The following is a 23,272-nucleotide window of genomic DNA, read 5'->3' as shown; positions in this document are numbered from 1 at the left end:
GCTTGTGTGCACTTGTGGGAGCTGGCTTGCCAGCGATGCGGGCGCCCGGGTTTGTCTGAAGCATCGCCGGCAAGCCGGCAGCCACAGAACAGGGGCAGATTTGCTATGCTCGCGCCCTCGACTTCAAGCGCCAACATAGGCGCGTCCAGTTCACATTGAGCGTAATTATGTCTGCCGATACCCAAGCCACAACGGTGCGTTTTTCCCGTTCCGACTACCGAACCCTGGGGCTGGCAGCTCTGGGCGGGGCGCTGGAGATCTACGATTTCATCATTTTCGTGTTCTTTGCCCTGACCCTCAGTCAACTGTTTTTCCCGCCGGACATGCCTGAATGGCTGCGCTTGCTGCAAAGCTTCGGCATTTTCGTGACCGGCTATCTGGCACGTCCGCTGGGCGGAATCCTGATGGCGCACTTTGCCGACCATCTGGGGCGCAAGCGGGTGTTCAGCCTCAGTATTCTGATGATGGCACTGCCGTGTCTGCTGATCGGCATCATGCCCACTTATGCCGATATCGGTTATTTCGCGCCGCTGATCCTGTTGGCCCTGCGCATCCTGCAGGGGGCGGCAGTCGGCGGCGAGGTGCCCAGCGCCTGGGTGTTTGTCGCCGAACACGCGCCGGCCGGGCGCCGGGGCTTTGCCCTGGGCTTTTTGCAGGCCGGGTTGACCTTCGGTTATCTGATCGGCGCCTTGACCGCGACACTGCTGGCACAACTCTTTACCCCGGCAGAAATTCTCGACTACGCCTGGCGTTTCCCGTTCCTGCTCGGCGGCGTGTTTGGTGTGATTGGCGTGTGGTTGCGCCGCTGGCTCAGTGAAACCCCGGTATTTCTGGCTTTGCGCGAACGCAAAGAGGGCCGGGCAGAGTTCCCGCTGCGCACCGTATTGCGCGATCACCGGGCGTCATTGCTGCCGGCGGCATTGCTCACCTGCGTGCTGACCAGTGCCGTGGTGGTGTTTGTGGTGATCACCCCGACCGTGATGCAGCAGCGCTTTGGCATGACGGCCAGCCATACCTTTGCCCTGAGCAGTCTGGGCATCGTGTTTTTGAATATCGGTTGTGTACTGGCCGGGCTGATCGTCGACCGCATTGGCGTATGGCGCAGCATCGTGCTCTACAGCGTGCTGCTGCCGCTGGGCATTGGCCTGCTGTACGCCAGTCTGGTGGGTCAATGGGCCTTGCCCGGCCTGGCATACGCCTTCGCAGGTCTGACCTGCGGAATTGTCGGGGTGGTGCCTTCGGTCATGGTCGGCCTGTTTCCGGCGCCGATCCGCGTCTCGGGGATTTCCTTCACCTACAACATTGCCTACGCATTGTGGGCCAGTACCACGCCGTTGCTGCTGATTGCGCTGATGCCGTGGAGTGCATGGGTGTGCGTGATGTTCTGCGCGATGATGGGCCTGGTCGGGGTATTGACGGCCCGTCGTTATGGCCTCAACCGTGACAATCTGGTTGAGCGGCGCCTGGTGGCCAAGGCTGAAATGTAACGGGGCGAATGGGGGCGGGACTAATTTCAGGGCTGTGTCGAGCGTCTTCCATGGGCAGGCCTGTGTTTGTGACACCGGTCTGCCCAACTATCTGCAGGAGACAACCGATGGCATTTGACCGTGAAGACACGCAGTTTCTGGTGGTGATCAATGGGGAGCAACAATACTCGATCTGGCCCGAGTTCAAGGCCGTGCCGCAAGGCTGGTCAGCGGTAGGCGTCGCGGCCTCCAGGGCCGAGTGCCTGGCATACATCGAAGCCAACTGGACCGACATGCGCCCGGCCAGCCTGCGCGAGGCGATGCAGGCCTGACGCTGGACCGACACAGCTCGCGAGCCTTTAAACAAAGAAAAACGCCGCAGATCCCGAAACGGACCGCGGCGTTTTTGCATATCCAACACCCGATCCTCCTGTAGGAGCGAGCTTGTCTCGCGAGCTTTGCCATACGCACACAGCTCGCGAGCAAGCTCGCTCCTACAGAATGCGGTACCTCGTTTACCAGCGGTAGTTGACCGAACCGATCAACGTGCGCTCGTCGCCATATCGGCAAGAAACGTTGCAGAACAGGTACTTCTCATTGGACAGGTTTTGCGCCTTCATGGCCACGGTCCAGTTGTCGTCGACTTCGTAGCTGACTTTCGCGTCGAACAGGGTGTAGGCGTCAACCTTCTCGTCCAGGTCCGAGCTGGAGGTGCGGCTGGTGCCCATGTAGCGGGCGCCACCGCCGAGCACGACCTTGGGCAGACCCAGGGCGCTCAGGCGATAGTCGGCCCACAGGCTGGCCATGTGGTAAGGCACGCCGTCGATGCGGGTACCGACCCGGCTGGCCACGGAGTCTTCGGTAATCTTGGCATCGGTGTAGGTATAGGAGGCGGTGGTGCTGAGGTTGGCGGTGATCTCGGCTTTTGCCTCCAGCTCGACACCCCGGGAGCGGGTCTCACCGAACTGCACGGTGTTGCCGGTGAGGTCGGTGCTCAGGGAGTTTTTCTGCTTGAGGTCGTACACCGCGGCGGTCAACAGCGCATTCATGCCTGGCGGGGTGTAGCGCACACCCATTTCGTACTGTTCGCCTTCGGTTGGCTCGAACGAGGTGTCGGCGTTGGCGTTGAACACGTTGGCCGGCAAGAACGACTGGCTCCAGCTGATGTAGGGCGCCAGGCCATTGTCTGCTTCATACACCAGGCCTATGCGGCCAGTGGCTTTCTTGTCTTCCCGTGGCGTGCGCTTGCCGGTGGCATTGGCATAGGTTCGGCTCTCGGCCCAGTCCTGGCGACCGCCCAGGACCAGAATCCACTTGTCGTCGAACTTGATCTGATCCTGGAGGTAAAGACCGGTCTGCGAACTGTGCAGGTCCGATCCGCTATCGGCCGAGGTAATGGTGGTCGGTGCGTCGTACACCGGTGCGTCCGGGTTGAACAGCGAAGTGGCGCCAGCATAGCGATGCGAGTCGTAGGTCTTGTGGTAGTAATCCACCCCGGCCAGCAGAGTGTGCTGCCAGCGGCCGCTGTTGAGGGTCCATTGCACGTTATTGTCGCTGGTCCAGCCTTCGGAGTGCTCACGGCGGATGCTCGCCCTGCGGGCCAGCAGTCCCTGATTGCGCAAGGCGGCGCTGCCGGTATCGGCAATTTGCATGTAGTCCCAGCTCAGGTTTGCATCGAAGTGGCGCAGCGAATGCAGGATTTTCAGGTCAGGGGTGAAGCTGTGCTCGAACAGGTAGCCGATGGTGGTCGAGTAGTTGTTGTAGTGATCGAAGCCGCGCTCGCCGGTGAACAAATCGCGGTCGACCTTGGGGTAAAGGGTGCTGGATGACGTCGTCAGGTCGTAGTCCAGCGGCGGCGCGAAGCTGGTGCGGGTTTCCTGGTAGCTGGCGAGGAAGGTCAGGGAGGTGTCCTCGTCCGGACGCCAGGTGAAGGCCGGCGCGATGTAGCGACGGTCATCGGGAGCGTCGACGGTCTGGGTGTCACTGTCGCGCCACAGGCCCGTGAGGCGGTAGGAAAACTGCCCCTGGTCGTCCAGCGGGCCGCCCAGGTCGAAGCTGTACTGCTTGCGCGCATGGCTGCCGTATTCGACGTTGACTTCATGCAGCGGGACATCGGTCGGGCGCTTGGTGATGGTGTTGATCAGGCCGCCCGGCGACAGTTGGCCGTACAGCACTGAAGACGCGCCCTTGACCACTTCCACGCGCTCCAGGCCGTAGGGTTCGATGCCGCCGTCATACACGCTGCCTTGCAGTTTCATGCCGTCGCGCAGAATACCGCCGGTGCCCGAGCCCACGTTGAAACCACGGATCACGAAGTCATCGCCCACACGGCTGAACCCCCCCGGCTGGGTAATCACCCCCGGGGTGAAGCTCAGGACTTCGGCCAGGGTATCGGCCTTGCGTTGGTCCATTTCATCGCGGGTGATGATCGACACCGACTGCGGGATTTCCTTGATCGCCGCGTCGGTTTTGCTGGCGCTGGTGCTGCGCATCGCCACCGGGCCGCTGACATGGCCGGTGGGGTTCTCGACGGCTTTGGCATTGATGCTGGTTTCTTCCAGCATCAGCGCGCCTCCGGGCGTTGCGGTAGCGGGTTGCTCGGCGGCGAAGGCGGTGCTCAGTGGCAGGCCACTGAGACACAGGGCCAGCGCCAAGGGATGGTAGGCGAAGAGGTTTTTTGCGTGCATGGAGGTTCCGGAGTGAGAAGTGATTATTTTTTTAGTTGATTAAGGGCAGGCCGCGCGCTACCCGATCCCCATCAGGCAGCGTGCGGCCAAATACGATGGATCAGGGGTGGTAGTCGTCGAAGAACGTCTCGCGTTCAAGGCGCAGCAGGGCGGCTTTCTTGTGGGGCAGGGTGATGGTCTTGAGCCTGCCGAAACCCTGGGACTCAAGGAAACCGATCTGCCGGGTATGGTCGATCCGCGGTTCGCCGAGGATGCGCTGGGTGCGCGGCTCGTCGATGAACATGTAGTGCATCAGCGAGCGGAACCAGCCCTTGAGCTTGCCGGCGCTCTGGTGCTTGCTCTCGCCGACCACCACGTGCCAGCCGCGGTCGTGGTCCTGTGCATCGTAATAGGGGGCGATGCGGTCTTCCTTGCACCAGTAGATCTCGAAATAGGCAAACGGCTCGTCGTTGTAGCTGCCGATCAGTGGCAGCACCCGCGGGTCATCCAGCATCTGTTGCAGGTACGCGGCATGTTCATCCAGGCTGCCGGTCTGCTCCCAGAAGAACGCGACCTGCTCCAGGTTCATCCAGCGGTTGAAACGCTCCAGGTCCAGACCGATGTCCACGGTGCGCAAGCTGAAGGTGGTGTTCAGGCCGGGCAGTTCGCGGCGATAGACCTCGCCGTGGGGAATGGGTGGCCGCTGCGGGTGGCGCTTTTCCCCGCTGAAGGTGTAGCGCAGCGGCATGCCGGCGGCGGAACTGGTAGTAAGCCAGGGCAGCGGGTGTTGCCAGAAACTGCTGCGCGAGCAGGCCAGGCGTGCGGTATGGCCGTCATGACCGAGCAGGGTGTCGAACACCCCCTGGCGTATGGCATCCCGTGCGCGGTCGAGGGAGAGCGGGGCACTGACTTCCAGCAGCGGGACGCGGGACGAATTGCAGAAGACCTGGCCCAGCAGTGCCAGCAGACCACTGACCGGGAACGCTTCGGGCAGGCTTTCCAGTTGCACATGGGCATCCTGGCGGCGGAAATACACCGGGGCAACACCCTCGATGGTCAGGCTGGCGTTACCATCGTCCGCCACCCGGGCGATCACGCTGCGGCCGTCAGCCAGAAGAAGGGTGAAGTTAGGCGTGGTCATGATGCTTCTCCGTTAGTGTTTTCTCGCGTATGCCGGCCCGAAAACAACTGACCGGCAGTGGCCGGCGCAGTTGGTGCAGGCGAAGCTTAGGTAAAACTGTAACGAATGGGAATCGGAACTATTTAGATTTTATTTCTTGACGGATTCTGTCCTGCTCCGGATCAGCGCTTGCGCGCCAGCAACCACATGAAATACGGGCCGCCGATGAAGGTGGCGAACATCCCGGCGGGGATCTGCCACGGGAACACCAGGTTGCGCCCCAGCCAGTCGGCCAGCACCAGCAGCGTGCCGCCCAGCAGGGCCGAAAGCAGCAATTGTGCGACCGGCCGTTGTGCGCCCAGCAGGCGCGCCATGTGCGGCGCGATCAGGCCGACGAAACTCAGCGGCCCGACCACCAGGGTGGCCGCCGCGGTCATCACCGCGGTCAGCAGCAACAACAGCAGACGGCTGCCGCCCAGGGAAATCCCCAGCGCCCGGGTGCGTTCGGCGCCCAGCGGCATGATCGCCAGCCAGCGGTTGCACAACGGCGTGACCAGCAGGAACAGCGCGGCCAGGGCGCAGATGATCACTGCCTGGCTGGCGTCTATGCGATAGGTTGAGCCGGTCATCCAGCTGAGCATCAGCAGTACCCGGGAATCGCCGCTGACCATGAACAGCGCGGCAAAGGCGTTGAGCAATGTGCTCAGGGCCACGCCGGTGAGCAGCATGCGGTCGGGGGCGAAGGCGCTGCGCCAGCTCAGGGCGACGATGGCCAGCAAGGCGAGCAGGGCGCCAAAGGTGGCCGACAGCAACAACAGCAAAGGGCTGAAGCCGGGCACCAGCAGCAGGGCAAAAATGCCGCCCAGTGCGGCGCCGGAACTCACGCCGAGCATCTCCGGACTGGCCATGGGGTTACCGGTCATGCGTTGCATCAAGGTCCCGGCCAGGGCCAGCAGGATGCCGGCGCCAAAGGCCGCGGCAACCCGGGGCGCGCGCCATGGCAGCAGGGCGTCGAACTCGGCGCCGCTGCTGAAATACCAGCCATCCGGCCCGCGGCCCCAGGTCAGCGCAAGGAACAGGGCAATGGCCAGCACTGCGAGCAATATCCAGCTGGTGCGTTTGAGCCGGGCGACCTGAGCGGTTGCGCGGGCGGCTGGCGGGTTGAGGCGGGTTTCATGCAGGCGGCTCAGCAGCACCAGCAGCAGTGGCGCACCAAGGAACGCAGTGAGGATGCCGGTGGGGATCTCGCCCCCCAGCAGCGGCGCCAACGCCTGAACCACCTGGTCGGCCAATAGCAGCAGCAAGGCCCCGAACAAGGGTGCCCAGAGCAAACGCTGGCGCAGGGTGCGGGCGCCGGCCAGGCGGGCCAGGGCGGGAGCGGCCAGGCCGACAAAACCTATCACCCCGACACTGGCGATGGCGCTGGCACTCAAGGCCACGGCCACGGCCAGGGCCATCAGGCGCAGGCGGTTGGGCGACAGGCCCAGGCTGCCGGCCGCTGCATCGTTGAGGCCCAGCAGTTGCAGCGGCCGGGCCAGCAGTGCGGCGAGCAGTGCAGCCACCCCAAGGCGTGGCGCCAGATGATACACATCCTGCCAGCTGTTCTGGTTCAGCGAGCCCGATTGCCAGATGAACAGATTGCTCAAGACTTCATGGTTGGCCAGCACCAGCAAGGTGCTCAGGGTCCCGCAATACAGGTTGATGATCAGCCCCGAGAGAATCAGCGCCACCGGCGACAGGCGCCGGCTCCAGGCCAGGCCCAGCACCGCGAGCATGCCCAGGGCGGCACCGGCCAGGGCCACGCCTTCCTGGCCGCCGTCCAGCAGGCCCGGGGCATAGATTGCGCAGGCGGAAAGGGCCAGGTAGGCACCGGAAGCCACGCCCAGGGTGGTCGGTTCGGCAATGGGGTTGCGCAGCACTTGCTGGAATATCACCCCGGCCAGGGCCAGGGCCGCGCCCACCAGCAGGCTGATCACCAGCCGTGGCAAAAAGCTGTAGCGCACCAGCAGGGCGGGCAGATCCTCGGGCGACGCCGGGCCGATGGCAGTGCTCCATGAAACATGGGCCAACAGCGAATTGCCCTGGTGGACGCTCAGGGCCAGGGCGATCAATAGCAGACCGAGGGCCAGCCAGACCGGTTGCCGGCGCAGGGGTGAAGTGGGTTCAGGCACGGTTGGATTCCATGGCGAGCAGTTGTTCGGTGATGGACAGGGCCAGGCGCTGCGCGGTCAGCAACCCGCCACTGGGGTAGAACCGTGGCAGCCCCAGGGCGCGGCCTTCGCGGATCATCGGCAAAGCGCGCCAGATCGGACTGTTGTCCAGCCGGCGCTGGGCGGCCAGAGCTTCGCGGGGGTTGGTGTAATACAGCAGCGATGCGTCGGGTTGCTCAAGCAGTGTCTCGATGCCCACCGCGGGGCTGCCGCCCCAGGCATTGGTGCGGCCCTGATAGGCATTGCGCAGACCCAGGCGCTCGAGTACGGCCTGATACATGCCCTTGGCACCGAACAGCAACAGGTGGCGACCGTCCGGGTTGAGGCGCGCGATGTACACCGGGCGCTGGCTGACCGGTGCCAGCCTGACGCGCAACTGCTCGAGCAGGCGGTCGGTCTGTTCCAGCAATGCCTGGGCCTCGGCGCGCCGGTTCACCAGAGCGCCGAGCTCCAGCACTACCTGGCCGGCATTGCGATAGGGCTGGGCGTTCGCGCTATAGATATCGAAGCTGCGCAACGGCGCGATACGCGAGAGCAAGGTGCCTTCCAGCTGCCAGGAGGTGCCGATGATCAGCTCCGGCGCCAAGCGTTGCAGGTACTCCAGATTGGGCTCGATGCTCGGGCCCAGATCCAGCACATCGTCGGGCAATTCCGGGCTGGCGACGAACTCGCGATAATACCCGGCGTTGACCACCGCCCGGGGCGCCACGCCGAGGCCGAGCAGGCTTTCGGTAAGGGCAGGCTCGAAACTGACAATATCGACTTTCGGCAGTGTCGGATCGCCAGCGCGGACCACAGGCAAGCCGCACAGCGCGACCGGCAACAATGCGAGGCCGGTCAGGGCCCGACGGCGGGTAATGGGCATTGCAACAGACTCCGAAGCAGACAGGTCGCCCTCAGGCGAGAATGAGAGTCTATAGCAACAGCACCTAATTCCCAATACCTGCAATAATGCCGCGTCCTAAAGAATCCGCCACAGGCTTCGTCTATTCCGGGAACCCAATTTATCGATGGCGGCGGCGTGACGGCCTGCGCCAGCCGACCCCCAAGGAGACACCATGTCATTGTTCGGTATGCTGGTTCGCACCTCGCACACACGGCTGGCCGTGGCCATTGGCGCGAGCCTGGTCTGCGGTCTGGCCAACGTGTTGCTGGTGGCGCTGATCAATCAGGCCCTGAATGCTCCACTGGACGGCCTGGCCAGCTATGCGCTGCCCTTCGTGCTGGTGATAGCCCTGGTGATGGGCAGCCAGGTGCTGTCTAGGGCGTTGTTCGCCTACCTCAGTCAACAAGGCCTGGCCACCCTGCGCATGCACATTTCACGGCACGTGGTTGCGGCGCCCCTGCGCGGGCTGGAAAAGGCCGGACGTGGACGTATCCAGGCGGCCCTGGCCGACGACACCACCACTTTGTCGAACTTCTTTACCGGCTTCCCGATGCTGGTGACCAGTGCCGTGGTGGTACTCGGTTGCCTGGGCTACCTGGCATACCTGTCGTGGGTGATCTTTCTGGTTTCGGTGTTGGCCATCGGCCTTGGCTCCCTGGGCTACCACCTGTGCCATTCCCACATGCTGCAGTACTTCCGCAAGGCCGGTGCCAGCCAGGACGAACTCTTCGGTCATTTCGACGCCATGGTCTCGGGGGCCAAGGAACTCAAACTCAACCGCTCCAAGGCCCGGCGTTTTCTCGATGAAGTACTGGTCAGCGCTGTCGAGCAAGTGCGCCGCAACCGGGCCAAGGGCCTGATGCTGTTCGCCATTACCGGTGGCTGGGGGCGTTTGCTGTTTCTGGTGCTGATTGGTGTGGTGCTGTTCCTGCGCCTGTGGGTGCCTTCCGACACGGCGGTGATCACCGGCTACGTGATGGTTTTCCTGTACATGATGGGCCCTCTGGAAGGCGTGCTGCTGAACCTGCCGCAGATGAGTCAGGCACGGGTCGCCAGCGCACGGATTGAAGCGACCCTTGCGCAACTGGAAGCCGAAGCCCGCTCGCAAACGCCGGCGCCTGCGGTGCAGGCCAAGGGCGTTACCCTTGAACTGGATGGTTTGACCCATGGTTATTTCAGTGAGCGCGAGGATGAAGTTTTTACCCTTGGCCCGGTCACGCTGACCCTCAAGCCTGGCGAGATTACCTTCCTGGTCGGAGGCAACGGCAGCGGCAAGACCACCCTGGCCAAGCTGATTGCCGGCCTGTACGTGCCGGAAAGTGGCGAAGTGCGGGTCGATGGCCGACCTGTGGCGGCGGACGGGCGGGACGATTATCGCCAGCTGTTTTCGGCGGTATTCTCGGACTTCCACCTGTTCGACACCCTGCTCGAAGCGCCGGATTCCAGCCTCGACAGCCAGGCATCTGATTGGCTGGCCAAGCTGCACCTGGAGCACAAAGTCAGCGTCAGCAATGGTTCGTTTTCCACCCGTGAACTGTCCCAGGGCCAGCGCAAGCGCCTGGCGTTGATCGTTGCCTGTCTCGAAGGGCGGCCGGTGATCATCTTTGACGAATGGGCGGCAGACCAGGACCCGGCGTTCCGTGAGGTGTTCTATTGCGAACTGCTGCCTGAGTTGCGGGCCCAGGGTAAGACGTTGCTGGTCATCTCCCACGATGACCGTTATTTCCATCTGGCCGATCAGTTGATCAAGCTTGAGCGTGGGCAGATTGTCAGCTCCAGTAGTCGCCAGTCGAGTCCTGAGGTGTGTCAGGTACACCGCGGGTGAGGGGGTTACGGGCGTTGCCCGATCGCAGCTTCGTAGGGCTCGTCAACGACTGCACAATGTTCCCGAAGAGTCCTGTAGTCGCTGTTTTGATGTTTGCTTTTTGCTTTTGAAAACGATGTCCCTGCAGCCACTCGATAGTCGAAACGACGTGGATGCCCATCACAGGAGGCCGAACGCAGGTGCTGTTGTGGGGGTGGCGAGGCAGGACGCCGAGCCAGCCGTGCCGTGCCATGGATGGCCCGTCACGGCGTGCCCCCACAACAGCGCCGGAGAGAGGGTACCGGGCGAGCCTAGGCGAGCTCGGCCGTATGGTAGGGCGCAGACCTTTTGGGTATTTTTGGGATGGTCCGACACTCGGCGTTTGCCAAAAGTACCTCGCCGTAAGGGCGAAACCCGTAAATCGCCGTTGCGCATTGAACGGATATGTACTTAGTTCAAGCAGCTGGAATACCGCGTACATATCCGTTTGATGTATCACGGCTTTCTACGGGTTTCGCCCTTACGGCGAGTCCCTTTTGTCAAACAGCCACAAAAGGAACCAAAAAGGCCTTGCCCCGGCGTACGGCCTCCCGAAGGGGCTTGAAGATCAAGATCAAGATCAAGATTAAGATCAAGATCAAGATCAAAAGCAGATCCTGTAGTCGCGCCCCGCAGTGTGTCAGATACACCACGGTTTGAGGGGTTGCGGGCTTTGCCCGATCGCCGCCTCGCACAGCTCACCAGCAACTACAGACCAGGCCAGGTCTGGTGCCCTGCAAATAACAATATTTATCAAAGACAGTTAATTCCCCAGGTATTTCTTTCGTTCTTATTAGCAGTGTTCCAGGCAAGGCCGGTCCGGCTTGTCGACTGCTTTTAAGGAGATCCGCAGTGTCCGTCGCCCCCGATCGCATCCGCCTGTTCTGCTTCGCCTGTTCCGGCGCGAGTGCCATGGCCTTCGCCCCGTGGCGGGCTGTATTGCCGGCATGGCTCGATGTGCAGCCGGTCGAACTGCCCGGCCACGGGGGCCGTGGCGATGAACCGTTGCAGGTGGATATGCCCGTCCTCGCCGCCAGCCTGGCGGCCGAACTGGCGCCGATGATCAACGGCCCTTACCTGATGCTCGGCCATAGCGTCGGCGGCGTGGTGGCCCTGGAGGTGGCCCACGCCCTGGTCGCTCTGGGGCTCGAACCGCCCGAAGCCCTGATCGCCGTGGCCAGTACCGCCCCCGGGCAGCGCGACGGTAATCCCGATGCGCAACCCATGACCGATGCCGAACTGATCGCCGAGTTGCTGCGCCTCGACGGTACACCCCGTGCAGTACTCGACGATCCGCAATTGCTGGCCATGGTGCTGCCGGTGCTGCGCGCGGATTTCCTCCTCGGTGACCGCTATCAGCCGCCGCGCCGTGGGCCTTTGCCTTGCGCCCTGCATGTGTTCGGCGGGCGTGACGACAGTGTCGCCGTCAGTGCCCTGGCGGCCTGGGAAGCCGAATGCAGCGGGCCGTTCCATTTGCAGATCTGCGACGGCGGGCACTTTTTCCTGCATCGCCAGCGCGCCGAGTTCCTCCAGCGCCTGCTCGCGCTGTGCCTGGATCTACGCCAGCAGGCATCGCGTCTCTCGCTCCCTTCATTGCGCGCCCTGGGTTGATCCGGGTCGTACCGCCGTCCTTTTTTCGCGGAGTCTTCCATGCTTGATTCACGCTTCGATATCCGGCCCCTGCGCCATGCCGATACCCCCTTGCCGCTGCTGATTGAAGCCCGCGAGCCCGGTCTTGAACTGGCGGTCTGCCTGCCCGCGCTGCGGGCGCTGATCGAGCAGCAACTGCTGGTCGCCGGTGGCGTATTGCTGCGCGGCTTCGAGGTGCAGACCGCCGAGCGCTTTCGCTCTTTCGCCACCGGCTTCGGTTCGGACCTGCTGACCTACGAGTTCGGTTCCACGCCGCGCAGCAACGTCACCGCCGGCATCTACACCTCTACCGAATATCCGCCGCACCAGCACATCCCGCTGCATAACGAACAGGCCTACACCCGGGACTGGCCAATGAAAATCTGGTTCTTCTGCCAGCAGGCATCTCCCGTAGGCGGTGCCACGCCGATTGGTGACAGCCGGGCAATTTATCGCCGGGTCGGTGAACAGATTCGCCAGCGCTTCGCCAGCAAAGGCCTGATGTACACCCGCAACTACGGCAACGGCCTGGACGTGTCCTGGGAGCAGGTATTCAACACCCAGGACCGCGCTGTCGTGCACGCCTACTGCGAGGCCCACGGCATCAGCCTGGAGTGGAAAGACGACGGCGGCCTGCGCACGCGCCAGGTTTGCCAGGCGGTGGCCACCCATCCGCGCACCGGCGACGCGGTGTGGTTCAACCAGGCGCACCTGTTCCACGTTTCCAACTTGCCCGAGGAGGTGCGCGAAACCCTGCTCGATCTGGTGGAGGAAGAGGACTTGCCGCGCAACGTCTATTACGGCGACGGCAGCCCGCTGGAAGAAAGCCTGCTGGAGGACATTCGCGGCGTGATGCAACAGGAACAGGTCGAATTTTCCTGGCAGGACAATGACGTGCTGATGCTCGACAACATGCTCACCGCCCACGGTCGCGCACCGTTTCAGGGGCCACGCAAAGTGGTGGTGGCCATGGCCGAACCCCACGGCGCCGACGTGCGCTGAGTACCCCCCGATTTTTTTCTGACTTTTTGCGATTGCAGGAGGACGCCCCATGGCCATCCCACATCAGCCTCAACCCCAATCCCTGATCGAGATGCTGGCGCAGCGCGCCGAGCAGCAAGGCGATCAACTGGCCCTGCGCTTTCTCGGTGACGGTAACCAGACCACCGAGCTGTACACCTACGCCCAGCTGGATGCCCGGGTCCGGCACCTGGCCGCCTGCCTCGGGCAGCACGCCGGGGAGGGCGACCGGGTGCTCCTGCTGCTGACCAACGGCCCGGACTACATAGTGGCCTTTTTCGCATGCCTGTATGCCGGGCTGATCGCGGTGCCGGCCTATCCGCCGGAGCGCAATCGCCAGTTCCACACCGAACGCCTGCAAGGCATGGCTATGGATGCCGAGCCCTCGTTGATTCTCTGCGAGCATGCTGCCCTCGACGCTTCCCGGTTGCTGCGTGACGGCCTGACCCTGGCGTCCTTGCCAGCCCTGGCCAGCGTCCAGGATCTTGAAGCGCAAACGCCCCGGGCCTGGCAACCCCGTGCCGTGCCGGGCGATGCCATCGCCATGCTGCAATACACCTCCGGCTCCACCTCCGAACCCAAGGGCGTCGAAGTCACCCACGCCAACCTGCTGGACAATCAGCGCCTGTTGCAAATGGGCTTTGGCACCCGCCCGGGGGATGTCTTTGTCAGCTGGCTGCCGCTGTACCACGACATGGGCCTGATCGGCGGCATGCTGCAACCTATCTATGCCGGGGTGCCGCTGGTGTTGCTGACCACCCAGCACTTCCTCGCCCGGCCGGCGCGCTGGCTGGAAGCGATCCACCGCTACGGCGGCACCCTCAGCGGCGGCCCTGACTTTGCCTTCCGCCTGTGTACCGAGAGCGTGCGCGACAGCCTGCTTGCCGAGCTCGACCTGAGCCAGTGGCGGGTTGCGTTTTGCGGTTCCGAACCGGTGCGGGCCGACACCCTGGCCGACTTCGTTGAGCGCTTCTCGCCGGCAGGGCTGGCGGCAACCACCGTACATCCATGCTACGGCCTGGCTGAAGCGACCCTGATGGTCACCAGCAACACCCGTGGCGGCCCGTACTACACCCTGCATGTGGACCATGAGCAATTGGCCCTGGGCCGGGTGGTCCCTGACCCGCACGGCAGCGAAATGGTCAGCAGCGGCGGTTTGCTGTTCGATGATCAGGTGCGCCTGATGGACCCGCAGACCCTGCAACCGGTGGCTGAAAACAGCGTGGGTGAAATCTGGGTGCGCGGGCCCAGTGTGGCCCGTGGCTACTGGCGCAACCCCGAGGCCACCGCCCGTACCTTCCTCGACCTGCCCGACGGCCGCTGGCTGCGTAGCGGCGACCTGGCGTTCCTGCATCAGGGCGGTCTGTTCATCACCTCGCGGGCCAAGGATGTGATCATCATTCGCGGCCAGAACCGTTACCCGCAAGACATCGAAAAAGCCGTGGAGCAGGGCGTCGAAGCGGTGCGCAAGGGCCGTGTCGCAGCGTTTCCGGTGCAGGTCGACGGGCGCGAGTGCATTGGCATCGCCGCCGAGATCGGGCGCAGTGTGCAAAAGAAATTCGACCCTCAAGTATTGATCGAAGCCATCGACCGGGTGGTCAGTGAAACCCAGCAGGAACCGGCCAGCGTCATTGCCCTGCTCGAGCCGGCGGCCTTGCCCAAGACCACCAGCGGCAAGCTGCAACGCTCGGCCTGCCGCCAGCGTCTGGAGACCGGTGAACTGGGCGCGTATCACGTCTATCGCCGGCCCGTATTGAGCCGCAGTGGGGCCGCGCCGGCAGGTGTCGCGCCCCTGGGCCACACCGAACAGCGTCTGGCGGCGATCTGGTCCGAGGTGCTGGAAGGCGCCGAGATCAGCCGCGACGACATCTTTCTCGCCGTAGGCGGGCATTCCCTCGCCGCCGTGCAAGTCCTGGCGCGGGTGCGCACCGAGTTCAACGTCGAATTGCCCCTGAGCGCGCTGTTTGCCGCCAGCCCCCTGGCCCGGCTGGCGGCCATGGTTGACGCTGCACCACGTCTGGCCGCCGGCGTACCCTTGCAGGCGCTGCATGTCAGCGGCCCGCAGGCCATGTCGCCGGTGCAACGCAGCCTGTGGCTGGCCCAGCAGCTGGGCGGGGAGCAGGCCGGGGCGGCCTACAACATGGTTGCCCAGTTGCGTCTGTGTGGCGAGCTGCGGGTGGACGCCCTGCAAGCGGCATTGGCCGGTGTGCTGCAACGCCAGGCGAGTTTGCGCAGTGCCTTTGTGCCGGGCCCGGATGGCGTGGCCCTGGTGCACTGTGCGGGTCAGGTGGAACTGGCCTTGCCGGTGCTTGACCTCAGTGGTCTGCGCGATGGCGAACAAACCACCGCCCTGGCGGTGGCCGAGGCCGAAGCGGCGGGGCAGCCGTTCGACCTGCAGCGCGCGCCGCTGTTACGCGCCACCCTGCTGCGCCTGGGCGCTCAGGAATATCGCTTGCTGTTGAGCATGCATCACCTGATCGGCGATGGCTGGTCGTTCGGCGTGCTGGTCCAGGAACTGGGCGCGGGGTATCAGGCGCAACTGGCCGGCAGCCAGTCGGCGCTGGCGCCGTTGAGTATTCAGTACAGCGACTATGCGGCCTGGCAGAACGCCCGGGCCGGCAGTGCCGAGCGCCAGCGCGAACGCGATTTCTGGGCCGACTATCTGCACGGCGCCCCGCAGCAACTGGCCTTGCCCACTGACCGTGCGCGTCCCTCGGCCCCGCACACTGGCGGGGCCAGCGTGGCCTTCCAGCTCGACGCCGAACAGGTCGGGCGTCTCGAAGCCCTGGGCCGTGCCCACGGCGCCAGCCTGTTCATGGTCCTGCGGGGGGCTTTCGACTGGCTGCTGCATCGCCTCACCGGCCAGGACGATTTGATCTATGGCACCGATATCGCCGGTCGACCGCGAACCGAGCTGGAACAGCTCATCGGCTTCTTCGTCAACATCGTGCCGCTGCGCGCCCGGGTGCGCCCGCAGCAATCGTTCAACCAATGGCTGGCCCGGGTCAGCGAGGATTCATTGAGCCTGTTCGAACAGGCGGACTTGCCCTTCGAACAGATCGTCGATGCCAGCGCCGTGCCCCGCCAGCGCAACCCGCTGGTGCAGGCGCTGTTCGTGCTGCACAGCATGCCCCGGGGTCAGTTCGCGGTGCCGGGGCTGAGTGCCGAACTGCTGGCCGCGCCCGCCCAGACCTCGAAGTTCGACATGGCCCTGTTCCTGACGCCCAACGCCCGGGGGCTGGGCGGCGAGTGGGTATTCGCCACGGCGATCCTCGATGAGGCGCGGGTGCGCTGCTGGGTCGAGGCCTGGGTCGACCTGCTGGGTCAAATCCTCGCCGACCCCGAGCGTTCCCTCGACAGCCTGACCCTCGGCGCCTTGCAGCCCGCGGTTGCAGCGCCGGTCAGCGGGCGCTCGCGGCTGGAGGCCAGGCGCGACAAGTTGAAGTCCTTTGCCCGTCCGAGCACGCCGTCGGTGGCGGAGGCTGCCGTGCGCTGCACGCCGCTGAATGCCGGCTGCGAGTTGCCGCTGGTAATCGAGCCAGTCAGTGCCGATCTCGACCCCTGCGTGTGGGCCAGCCTCAACCGAGAGTTCATTGAAACCAGCCTGCGCCGGCATGCCGGCCTGCTGTTCCGTGGCTTCGGCCTGAGCACCGCGCAAGACTTCGAAGCCTTCGCCGAGGCCATCCAGCCGGGCCTGTATGGCGCCTATGGCGACTTGCCGAAGAAAGAGGGCGGGCGCAATACCTACCGCTCCACGCCATACCCCGAGCGGCAGATGATCCTGTTCCACAACGAAAGCGCGCACCTGCGACGCTGGCCGCGCAAGCAGTGGTTCTTCTGCGAGCAGCCATCGCCGGTGGGCGGTGCCACACCTATCGTCGACTGCCGGGCGATGTACCGCGCCTTGCCGGCCGCGCTGGCAGAGACCTTCGAACGCAAGGGACTGTTGTATGTGCGCACCTTCACCCCGGGCTTCGATGTGGACTGGCGCGACTTCTACAAAACCGAGCAGCGTGCCGTGGTCGAGGCCACCTGCCGTGAGCAGGGCGTGGCGTTCGAATGGCTGGCCAATGGCGGCCTGCAGACCCGCACCCCTTGCCCGGCAGTGATCCGCCACCCCTACACCGGGGAAAAGTCCTTTTTCAACCAGGTCCAGCTGCACCACGACTATTGCCTGCAAGCCGACGTGCGCCGCGACCTGCTGGGCATAGTCGGTGCCGGGTTCATGCCGCGGCAGGTGTATTTCGGTGATGGCACGCCCATCGATGACCTGGTCATGGAACAACTGGGCCAGCTCTACGAAGCCTGCGCGGTGCGCTTTGACTGGCAGCGCGGGGATGTGGTGATGCTCGACAACATGCTGGTGGCCCACGCCCGGGACCCGTTCGAAGGCCCGCGGCGGATCGTCGTGGCCATGGGCGAAATGACCGACCGTAGCGTGTTCGATGACGCTGCCCAAGACAACGAAGAGCGCTCGGGCCAATCGGCCGGGCTGCCTGTTTAAGGACACTGTGATGAATGATTTGAGTCTTGATTTGACCGCACCACAGACCCTGGCCCTGAGCCCCGAGCAGCGTGCCTGCCTGCTCGGCCATGATCCGGCCCGGGCTGACGCCGGCAGCCATCGACTGCGCCTGGCGCTGACTGCGGCACAGGTGCCGGCGGACATCCAGGCGGCCCTGCAAGGCTATTCGGCGAGCCAGCCGATTCTCGCCGCCTGCTGGCTGCAAGTACCGGGGTTGCGTGGTTGGCGTCAGGCCTTGCCCAATCAGGGTGGGGCAATACGCTGGGTCGGGCTGGACACCCAGGCAGCGGCCTTGAGCCTGGCCCCGGACGAGGTGCTGGCGGTCAGCCAGCGTACCCTGGCCAACGGCGGGGTCGAGCTGGAATTCGTTGCCGCTGCCCTGGCCCTGGACCCACCGAGCCTGGAGCAACTGGTGGCTGAGGTATTGGCGCTGGCCAATGGTGAGGCGCCGACCTTCAACGAAGTGGGCTACGAACACTATGTGCAATGGCGCCAGGACATGGCCGCCGATGCAGACGCTGCCCAGGGCCGTGCCTATTGGCAACACGCCGGGGTTGATCCGGCCCGGGGTGACGCCCTGCATCTGGGCCTGCGCGGCAACCCGCAGCCCTCAGGGGCGCTGCGTCAGACCCTGCAGCTGGAAGTGCCGCTGTCGGATCTGGGTGGCGCCCTGGCCCTGGCCGACTTCCTCGGCCAGCCTCTGGACTTGGTGCTGCAAGGCTTGTGGTGGGTGCTGCTGGGGCGCCTGAGCGGTCAGCGCGGTTTTGTCGCTGGCTGGTTGCATGATTGCCGCAGCGACTACGACCACTTCGAGAACACCCTGGGGGTGTTCGAAAAAATCCTGCCGTTGCGGGTCGAGCTGGACCCGGCGCGCCATCTCGGCGAATGGTTGCAACAGGCCGAAGAACGCCTGGGGGATCATCTGGGCTGGCAGGAGTACTGCCCGATCGAGGCGCCCACCAGCGCCGCGCCGCTGCTGGCGGGGTTTGTCTTTGAACAGGCGCACATCGATCCACGCCAGGTGCTTGCCTATCCGCACCGGGGGGCCTTCGAATTGTTGTTGAGTGCCCGGGTCCGGGGCCAGACCCTGTTCCTGAATATCCAGGCCAATGGCGCGGCCTACAGCGCCGCCAGTATCGAGGTGCTGCTGGAGCAGTACCGCACCCTGCTGCAACAGCTGCCGGGTGATGGCGCCGTGACCCTCGACGACCTGGAGCCGGTGGGCGCCCAGGAGCGCCAGCGGCTGTCGGGCCTGGCCCCGCAGCAGCCGGTGCAGAGCAATGACGGGCTGGCGCAGTGTCTGGCCCGGCATGCCCGGCAAACCCCGCAGGCCATGGCCCTCAGCGATGGCCGCCAGCAGCTGGATTATGCCGGCTTGCAGCAGACCGTCACGCGCATGGCCGGCTGGTTGCAAGGGCAGGGTGTCGGCGTGGGGCAATGCGTGGCCATCGAGACCGAGCGCTCGTTGCAAGGGGTGCTGCATATCCTTGCGGTGCTGGTGGCCGGGGCTTACTACTTGCCGCTGGAACCGGCCTGGCCGGCGGAGCGCCGTCACGATCTGTTGACCCGCGCCGAACCGGCACTGGTGCTGTGCGATCCGGCGTCCAGCAGTGCTCGTGGCCCCTGGCCGAGCGCCAGTCTGGAACAGGCGGGCAGGGATGCCGAATTGCCGTTCCAGGCACCGCAACTGACTGACCGGCACCTGGCGTACCTGCTATTTACGTCCGGCTCGACCGGGGCACCCAAGGGCGTGCTTGTGGAGCACGGCGCGCTGGGCAACTACGCCCGCTCGGCCAGCGCAGCCCTCGGTCTGCAAGCCGGCATGCGCCTGGCACTCACCAGTCCGCTAAGCGTCGACCTGGGCCACACCTTGCTGTTCGGCGCCTGGCAGGTCGGCGCCGGGCTGGTCATCGCCGCCGCGGAGGATCTTGTGGATGGCGCGGCATTCAGCCGCTTTTTGCTTCGGGAACGACCGGACGTGGCGAAATTCGTGCCTTCGCACCTGGCGGCCTTGCTCGAAGGACATACCCCGCCGTTGCCCGAAACCCTGATCCTGGGGGGCGAAGCCACGCCGCAACGTCTGGTGGAGCAACTGTTGAAGCGGGCGCCGGGCTTGCGCCTGTTCAACCACTACGGCCCCACCGAAACCACGGTCGGGGTGATGTTTCACCCCCTGCGGGCCGACGCCCCGGACCGCGATGAGCGGGTGCCCCTGAGCCGTGTCCTTGACGGCAATCGCGTGTACCTGCTGGACCAGCGCCTGCGACTGGTACCCACCGGTGCCCTGGGTGAGCTGTACATCGGCGGAGCCCAGCTATGCCGTGGCTACCTGGGGCAAGCCAGTGCCGAGTGCTTTATCGAGGATCCGTTCCTGGCGGGGCAGCGTCTGTATCGCTCCGGCGACCTGGGCCGCTATCGGGCCGAAGGCGGCCTGCAACTGGTTGGCCGTCAGGACCAGCAGGTCAAGTTGCGCGGCCAGCGCATCGAGCTGGGTGAAATCGAGGCGGCGCTGCTGGCCTTGCCCGGGGTCGAACAGGCTGTGGCCCGGCTGTGGTCGCCCGGCGATGGCGCGGCCAGCCTGATCGCCTATGTGGTGCTCAACGAGGATGCCGCTGAGGGTGCCCTGGAACAGTTGCCCCGGGCCCTGGCCGCGCGCCTGCCTGAAGCCCTGTGCCCGGCGCGCTTGCTGGCCATGCCGAGCCTGCCCCGTCTGGCCAACGGCAAGGTCGATCGCTCAGCCTTGGCCGATCCGGGCCAGCAGGTACCCCGGCAACCGGTACGGGCCCCCACCAGCGAACTGCAAGCCTGCCTGCGCGATGCCATGGCCGAATTGCTGGAGTGCCCGCCGGACGCTTTGGGGGTGGACCACGACTTCTTTGAGGCCGGTGGCCACTCACTGCTGGTGATCAAGCTGGTGGCACGCCTGCGAACGATGTTCAAGCTCGAAGTCGCCCCCGGGCTGGTGTTCGATCATCCCAGTGCCGCCGGTCTGGCCGAGGCCCTCGGTGAACTTGCAGAGCCCCTGCGCCTGGAAAAGATCGCTCGCCTGCGCCGCGAGCTCGACAGTCTCAGCGATCAACAACGCGCCGAGCTACTGGCCCAGGCCCGCGCCGCCCGGGGCCTGACGACCCACTGAAAACAGGCCGGCTGAGGCCGGCTTTTTTTATTCCGCACTGGATTGACCATGACCGATATCGACCGCGACCAATTGCTTGCCCTGTTACTTGATGATGACGCGCCAGCCGCACCCGTCGGGCCGGGCCGGCGCACCGAGCCGGGGCCGGCGCCGCTGTCATTCGCCCAGCGCCGCTTGTGGTTTCTCCAGCAGTACGAAGTACAGAGCCCGGCCTATAACTCGGCCCGGGCGCTGCGGATTCAGGGCCGGCCGGATGTCGGGGCCCTGGAGGCCGCCTTGCGCCGCCTGATCGAGCGCCATGCCAGCCTGCGCACCCGCTTCGTGCTGGTGGATGAGCAGCCGCTGCAGGTCATCGAACCCGCTGTGGATTTTCATCTTGAATGCGTGACCCTGGCGGCCGGCGCCGACCTGCAAGCCGAACTGCGCCAGCGGGTTGGCGTGCCGTTTGACCTCGGTTGCGCACCGTTGCTGCGGGCCAGCCTGTTGTGCGACGGCGAGGGGGCGGTGTTGCTGTTGTGCCTGCACCACATCGTCGCCGATGCCTGGTCCAACCCGTTGCTGATCGCCGACCTGGGCCGGGCCTATGCCGCGGCTCTGGACGGCAATGACCGGTCGTTGCCGGGTTTGTCCCTGGAGTACGCCGACTACGCGACCTGGCAGCGCCAGCACTTTGCTGGCCAGGGCGCTGCTGCAGGCCAGGGCTACTGGCGCCAGTACCTGGGCCAGGAGGTGCCGGTGCTGGAATTGCCCAGCGACCGCCCGCGCAGCGCAGCGCCACGGTTGCAGGCCGCGCGCCATGATCTCCGGCTGCCGGACGCTGTGGCCCGGGCGCTGCGTGAATGGTGCCGGGCGCAACATTGCTCGCCCTTCGTGCTACTGCTGGGGGCCTGGCAAGTACTGCTGGCGCGCTACAGCGGCCAGCGCGATTTCGCGGTCGGTGTACCCAACGCCGCACGCAGCCATGCCCAGGTCCAGGAGATTGTCGGGTTCTTCGTCAACACCCAGGTCTATCGCGCCCGGCTCGATCCGCAACTGACCACCCGCGAGCTGTGCAGCCGCCTGCGGGATGAAAGCCGGATTGCCCTGGAACACTCGGAATTTCCCTTCGAGTGCGTGCTGGACGGTCTCAACCTGACCCGCGACCTGCGCCACACGGCGCTGTTCCAGGTGCTGTTCAACTTCCGCCACTCACGGGACGCCCAGCCCTTGCAGTTGCCGGGGCTGGAGGTGGAGGTGCTGGATATCGAGCTGGAAAGCGCGCGTTTCGACCTGACCCTGGATGTTATCGCCGGCCCCGACGCCATCGATTGTCGTCTGGAGTATGTGACTGAGCTCTACGACGCCCCGACCATTGAGCGCCTCGGCCAGCACCTGTGCCAGTTGCTGCAGGGCATGCTCGCAGCGCCCGACCGTCCGGTGTTCAGCCTGCCGTTGCTGGACGCGGGCGAGCAGGCGCAGCTCACTACATGGAACGCGACAGCGAGTCGCTACCCCGAGTACCCGAACCTTCCTGCCTTGATTGCGCAACAGGTGCGTGCCACCCCTGATGCCCTGGCACTGGTGTATGGCCACACGCAACTGAGCTATGGCGAGCTGGATGCCCGGGCCAATCAGCTGGCCCACTGGCTGCAAGGCCAGGGCATTGCTCCGGACGTGCCGGTGGCGGTGTGCGCCGAGCGCTCGGTGGAACTGGTGGTGGCGCTGCTGGGGGTGATCAAGGCCGGTGGCGCGTACCTGCCCCTGGACCCGGATCTGCCCCTTGAGCGTCTGCAAGGGATGCTGGCCGACAGTGGCAGCCCGTTGTTGCTGACCCAGAATCACATACTGGAGAAGTGGTCCGGCGCTGCCGATGTAGCGGTACATGCACTGGAAAACCTGGCGCTGGCGACCCAGCCGCAGACCGCGCCCCGGGTCGATATCGCCCCGGAAAACCTGGTGTACTGCCTGTATACCTCGGGTTCCACCGGCAAGCCCAAGGCCGTCGGTAATCGCCACGCCGGGTTGCTCAATCGCCTGCAATGGATGCAAGCCGAATACGGATTAAATGCCAGCGACCGGGTGCTGCAAAAAACCCCCTACAGCTTCGACGTCTCGGTCTGGGAGTTCTTCTGGCCGCTGCTCAGCGGCGCGGCACTGGTGATGGCGCCGCCGGGTGCCCATCGCGATCCACAGGCCTTGCGCGAACTGATTGTGGAGCACGGCATCACCACGCTGCACTTCGTGCCGTCGATGTTGCAGGCCTTTGTGTCTGCCGGCGAACTGCCCCTTTGCACTTCGCTGAAACGGATCATTTGCAGCGGTGAAGCCTTGCCGGCCGAGTTGCAGCGTCAGGTGCTGGGACAAACCACCAGCCAGTTGCATAACCTCTACGGCCCGACCGAAGCGGCCATCGACGTCACTTTCTGGGCCTGCCGCGAAGACGGCAACAGCGTGCCCATTGGCCGCCCGATCGCCAATACGCAAATCCATATTCTCGATGCCGAGCTCAATCCTGTGCCGGTGGGAGTGGCAGGTGAGCTGTACATCGCCGGAGTCAATCTGGCCCGGGGTTATCAGGGGCGTCCTGCACTGACCGCCGAACGCTTTGTCGCCAATCCCTACGGCGCTCCCGGAGAGCGCATGTTACCGCAGTGGCGACCTGGCACGCTGGCGCGCCGACGGTGCCATCGACTACCTGGGCCGTCTCGATCATCAGGTCAAATTGCGCGGTCTGCGTATCGAACTGGGGGAGATTGAAGCGCTGTTGCTGAGCCATGCCAATGTTCAGGAAA

The 23,272-nt window shown here is 64.8% G+C and carries 12 protein-coding genes; 8 read left to right on the top strand and 4 right to left on the bottom strand.

What is annotated here, in order from left to right; all coding sequences use genetic code 11:
* Nucleotides 1–167 precede the first annotated feature (167 nt).
* Both B195_RS13700 and B195_RS13695 read left to right on the top strand, forming a co-directional pair.
* Nucleotides 168–1,487, top strand: coding sequence for an MFS transporter (locus tag B195_RS13700; protein WP_003444956.1), 1,320 nt, complete (start codon nt 168–170; stop codon nt 1,485–1,487).
* A gap of 107 nt (nt 1,488–1,594) precedes the next feature.
* A complete protein-coding gene (locus B195_RS13695) occupies nt 1,595–1,798 on the top strand; it encodes an MbtH family NRPS accessory protein (protein WP_003444954.1) in 204 nt (67 codons plus the stop codon).
* A gap of 183 nt (nt 1,799–1,981) precedes the next feature.
* Here B195_RS13695 and B195_RS13690 read toward each other — a convergent pair whose 3' ends face one another.
* The 4 genes from B195_RS13690 to B195_RS13675 all read right to left on the bottom strand — a co-directional run bounded on the left by B195_RS13690 (nt 1,982) and on the right by B195_RS13675 (nt 8,327).
* Nucleotides 1,982–4,153 carry a TonB-dependent siderophore receptor gene (locus tag B195_RS13690; protein ID WP_003444952.1) on the bottom strand — a complete coding sequence of 724 codons (2,172 nt, stop codon included), beginning with the start codon at nt 4,151–4,153 and terminating at the stop codon, nt 1,982–1,984.
* Between the two features lie 100 nt (nt 4,154–4,253).
* Nucleotides 4,254–5,273 (bottom strand): GNAT family N-acetyltransferase, encoded by a 1,020-nt coding sequence (locus B195_RS13685; RefSeq protein ID WP_003444950.1) that lies wholly within the window; start codon nt 5,271–5,273, stop codon nt 4,254–4,256.
* 161 nt (nt 5,274–5,434) lie between these two features.
* The gene (gene fhuB / locus B195_RS13680) at nt 5,435–7,423 is read right to left on the bottom strand and encodes a Fe(3+)-hydroxamate ABC transporter permease FhuB (RefSeq protein ID WP_003444948.1); all 1,989 of its coding nucleotides are present in this window, start codon (nt 7,421–7,423) and stop codon (nt 5,435–5,437) included.
* Nucleotides 7,416–8,327 (bottom strand): ABC transporter substrate-binding protein, encoded by a 912-nt coding sequence (locus tag B195_RS13675; RefSeq protein ID WP_003444946.1) that lies wholly within the window; start codon nt 8,325–8,327, stop codon nt 7,416–7,418. Before B195_RS13675 ends, fhuB begins: the two co-directional genes overlap by 8 nt.
* A 193-nt stretch (nt 8,328–8,520) precedes the next feature.
* Between B195_RS13675 and B195_RS13670 the strand changes: the two genes are divergently transcribed.
* From B195_RS13670 to B195_RS13645, 6 genes are all read left to right on the top strand, one after another.
* On the top strand, nt 8,521–10,173 hold the full coding sequence (locus tag B195_RS13670; protein ID WP_003444944.1) for a cyclic peptide export ABC transporter: 1,653 nt from the start codon (nt 8,521–8,523) through the stop codon (nt 10,171–10,173).
* An 870-nt stretch (nt 10,174–11,043) separates the two neighbouring features.
* Nucleotides 11,044–11,802 (top strand): thioesterase II family protein, encoded by a 759-nt coding sequence (locus tag B195_RS13665; protein WP_003444937.1) that lies wholly within the window; start codon nt 11,044–11,046, stop codon nt 11,800–11,802.
* A gap of 39 nt (nt 11,803–11,841) precedes the next feature.
* On the top strand, nt 11,842–12,822 hold the full coding sequence (locus B195_RS13660) for a TauD/TfdA family dioxygenase (protein WP_003444936.1): 981 nt from the start codon (nt 11,842–11,844) through the stop codon (nt 12,820–12,822).
* Between the two features lie 49 nt (nt 12,823–12,871).
* Nucleotides 12,872–17,344, top strand: a complete 4,473-nt coding sequence (locus tag B195_RS13655; RefSeq protein ID WP_003444934.1) for a condensation domain-containing protein — start codon at nt 12,872–12,874, stop codon at nt 17,342–17,344.
* Nucleotides 17,345–17,354: 10 nt separating this feature from the next.
* A complete protein-coding gene (locus B195_RS13650) occupies nt 17,355–20,501 on the top strand; it encodes an amino acid adenylation domain-containing protein (RefSeq protein ID WP_003444923.1) in 3,147 nt (1,048 codons plus the stop codon).
* Between the two features lie 48 nt (nt 20,502–20,549).
* On the top strand, nt 20,550–23,237 hold the full coding sequence (locus B195_RS13645) for an amino acid adenylation domain-containing protein (protein WP_003444921.1): 2,688 nt from the start codon (nt 20,550–20,552) through the stop codon (nt 23,235–23,237).
* Nucleotides 23,238–23,272 lie beyond the last annotated feature (35 nt).

This window comes from Pseudomonas sp. Lz4W (genome assembly GCF_000346225.2).
GTDB classification, from domain to species: Bacteria; Pseudomonadota; Gammaproteobacteria; order Pseudomonadales; family Pseudomonadaceae; genus Aquipseudomonas; species Aquipseudomonas paraversuta.
The sequence above is the reverse complement of the archived record's forward strand: the minus strand, read 5'-3'. Positions and strand labels throughout refer to the sequence as shown.

Coding starts and splice junctions, on each gene's coding strand:
- B195_RS13650 (WP_003444923.1), top strand. CDS start 17,355: ATGAATGATTTGAGTCTTGATTTGACCGCACCACAGACCCTGGCCCTG.
- B195_RS13685 (WP_003444950.1), bottom strand. CDS start 5,273: ATGACCACGCCTAACTTCACCCTTCTTCTGGCTGACGGCCGCAGCGTG.
- B195_RS13670 (WP_003444944.1), top strand. CDS start 8,521: ATGTCATTGTTCGGTATGCTGGTTCGCACCTCGCACACACGGCTGGCC.
- B195_RS13645 (WP_003444921.1), top strand. CDS start 20,550: ATGACCGATATCGACCGCGACCAATTGCTTGCCCTGTTACTTGATGAT.
- B195_RS13690 (WP_003444952.1), bottom strand. CDS start 4,153: ATGCACGCAAAAAACCTCTTCGCCTACCATCCCTTGGCGCTGGCCCTG.
- B195_RS13660 (WP_003444936.1), top strand. CDS start 11,842: ATGCTTGATTCACGCTTCGATATCCGGCCCCTGCGCCATGCCGATACC.
- B195_RS13655 (WP_003444934.1), top strand. CDS start 12,872: ATGGCCATCCCACATCAGCCTCAACCCCAATCCCTGATCGAGATGCTG.
- B195_RS13695 (WP_003444954.1), top strand. CDS start 1,595: ATGGCATTTGACCGTGAAGACACGCAGTTTCTGGTGGTGATCAATGGG.
- B195_RS13700 (WP_003444956.1), top strand. CDS start 168: ATGTCTGCCGATACCCAAGCCACAACGGTGCGTTTTTCCCGTTCCGAC.
- B195_RS13675 (WP_003444946.1), bottom strand. CDS start 8,327: ATGCCCATTACCCGCCGTCGGGCCCTGACCGGCCTCGCATTGTTGCCG.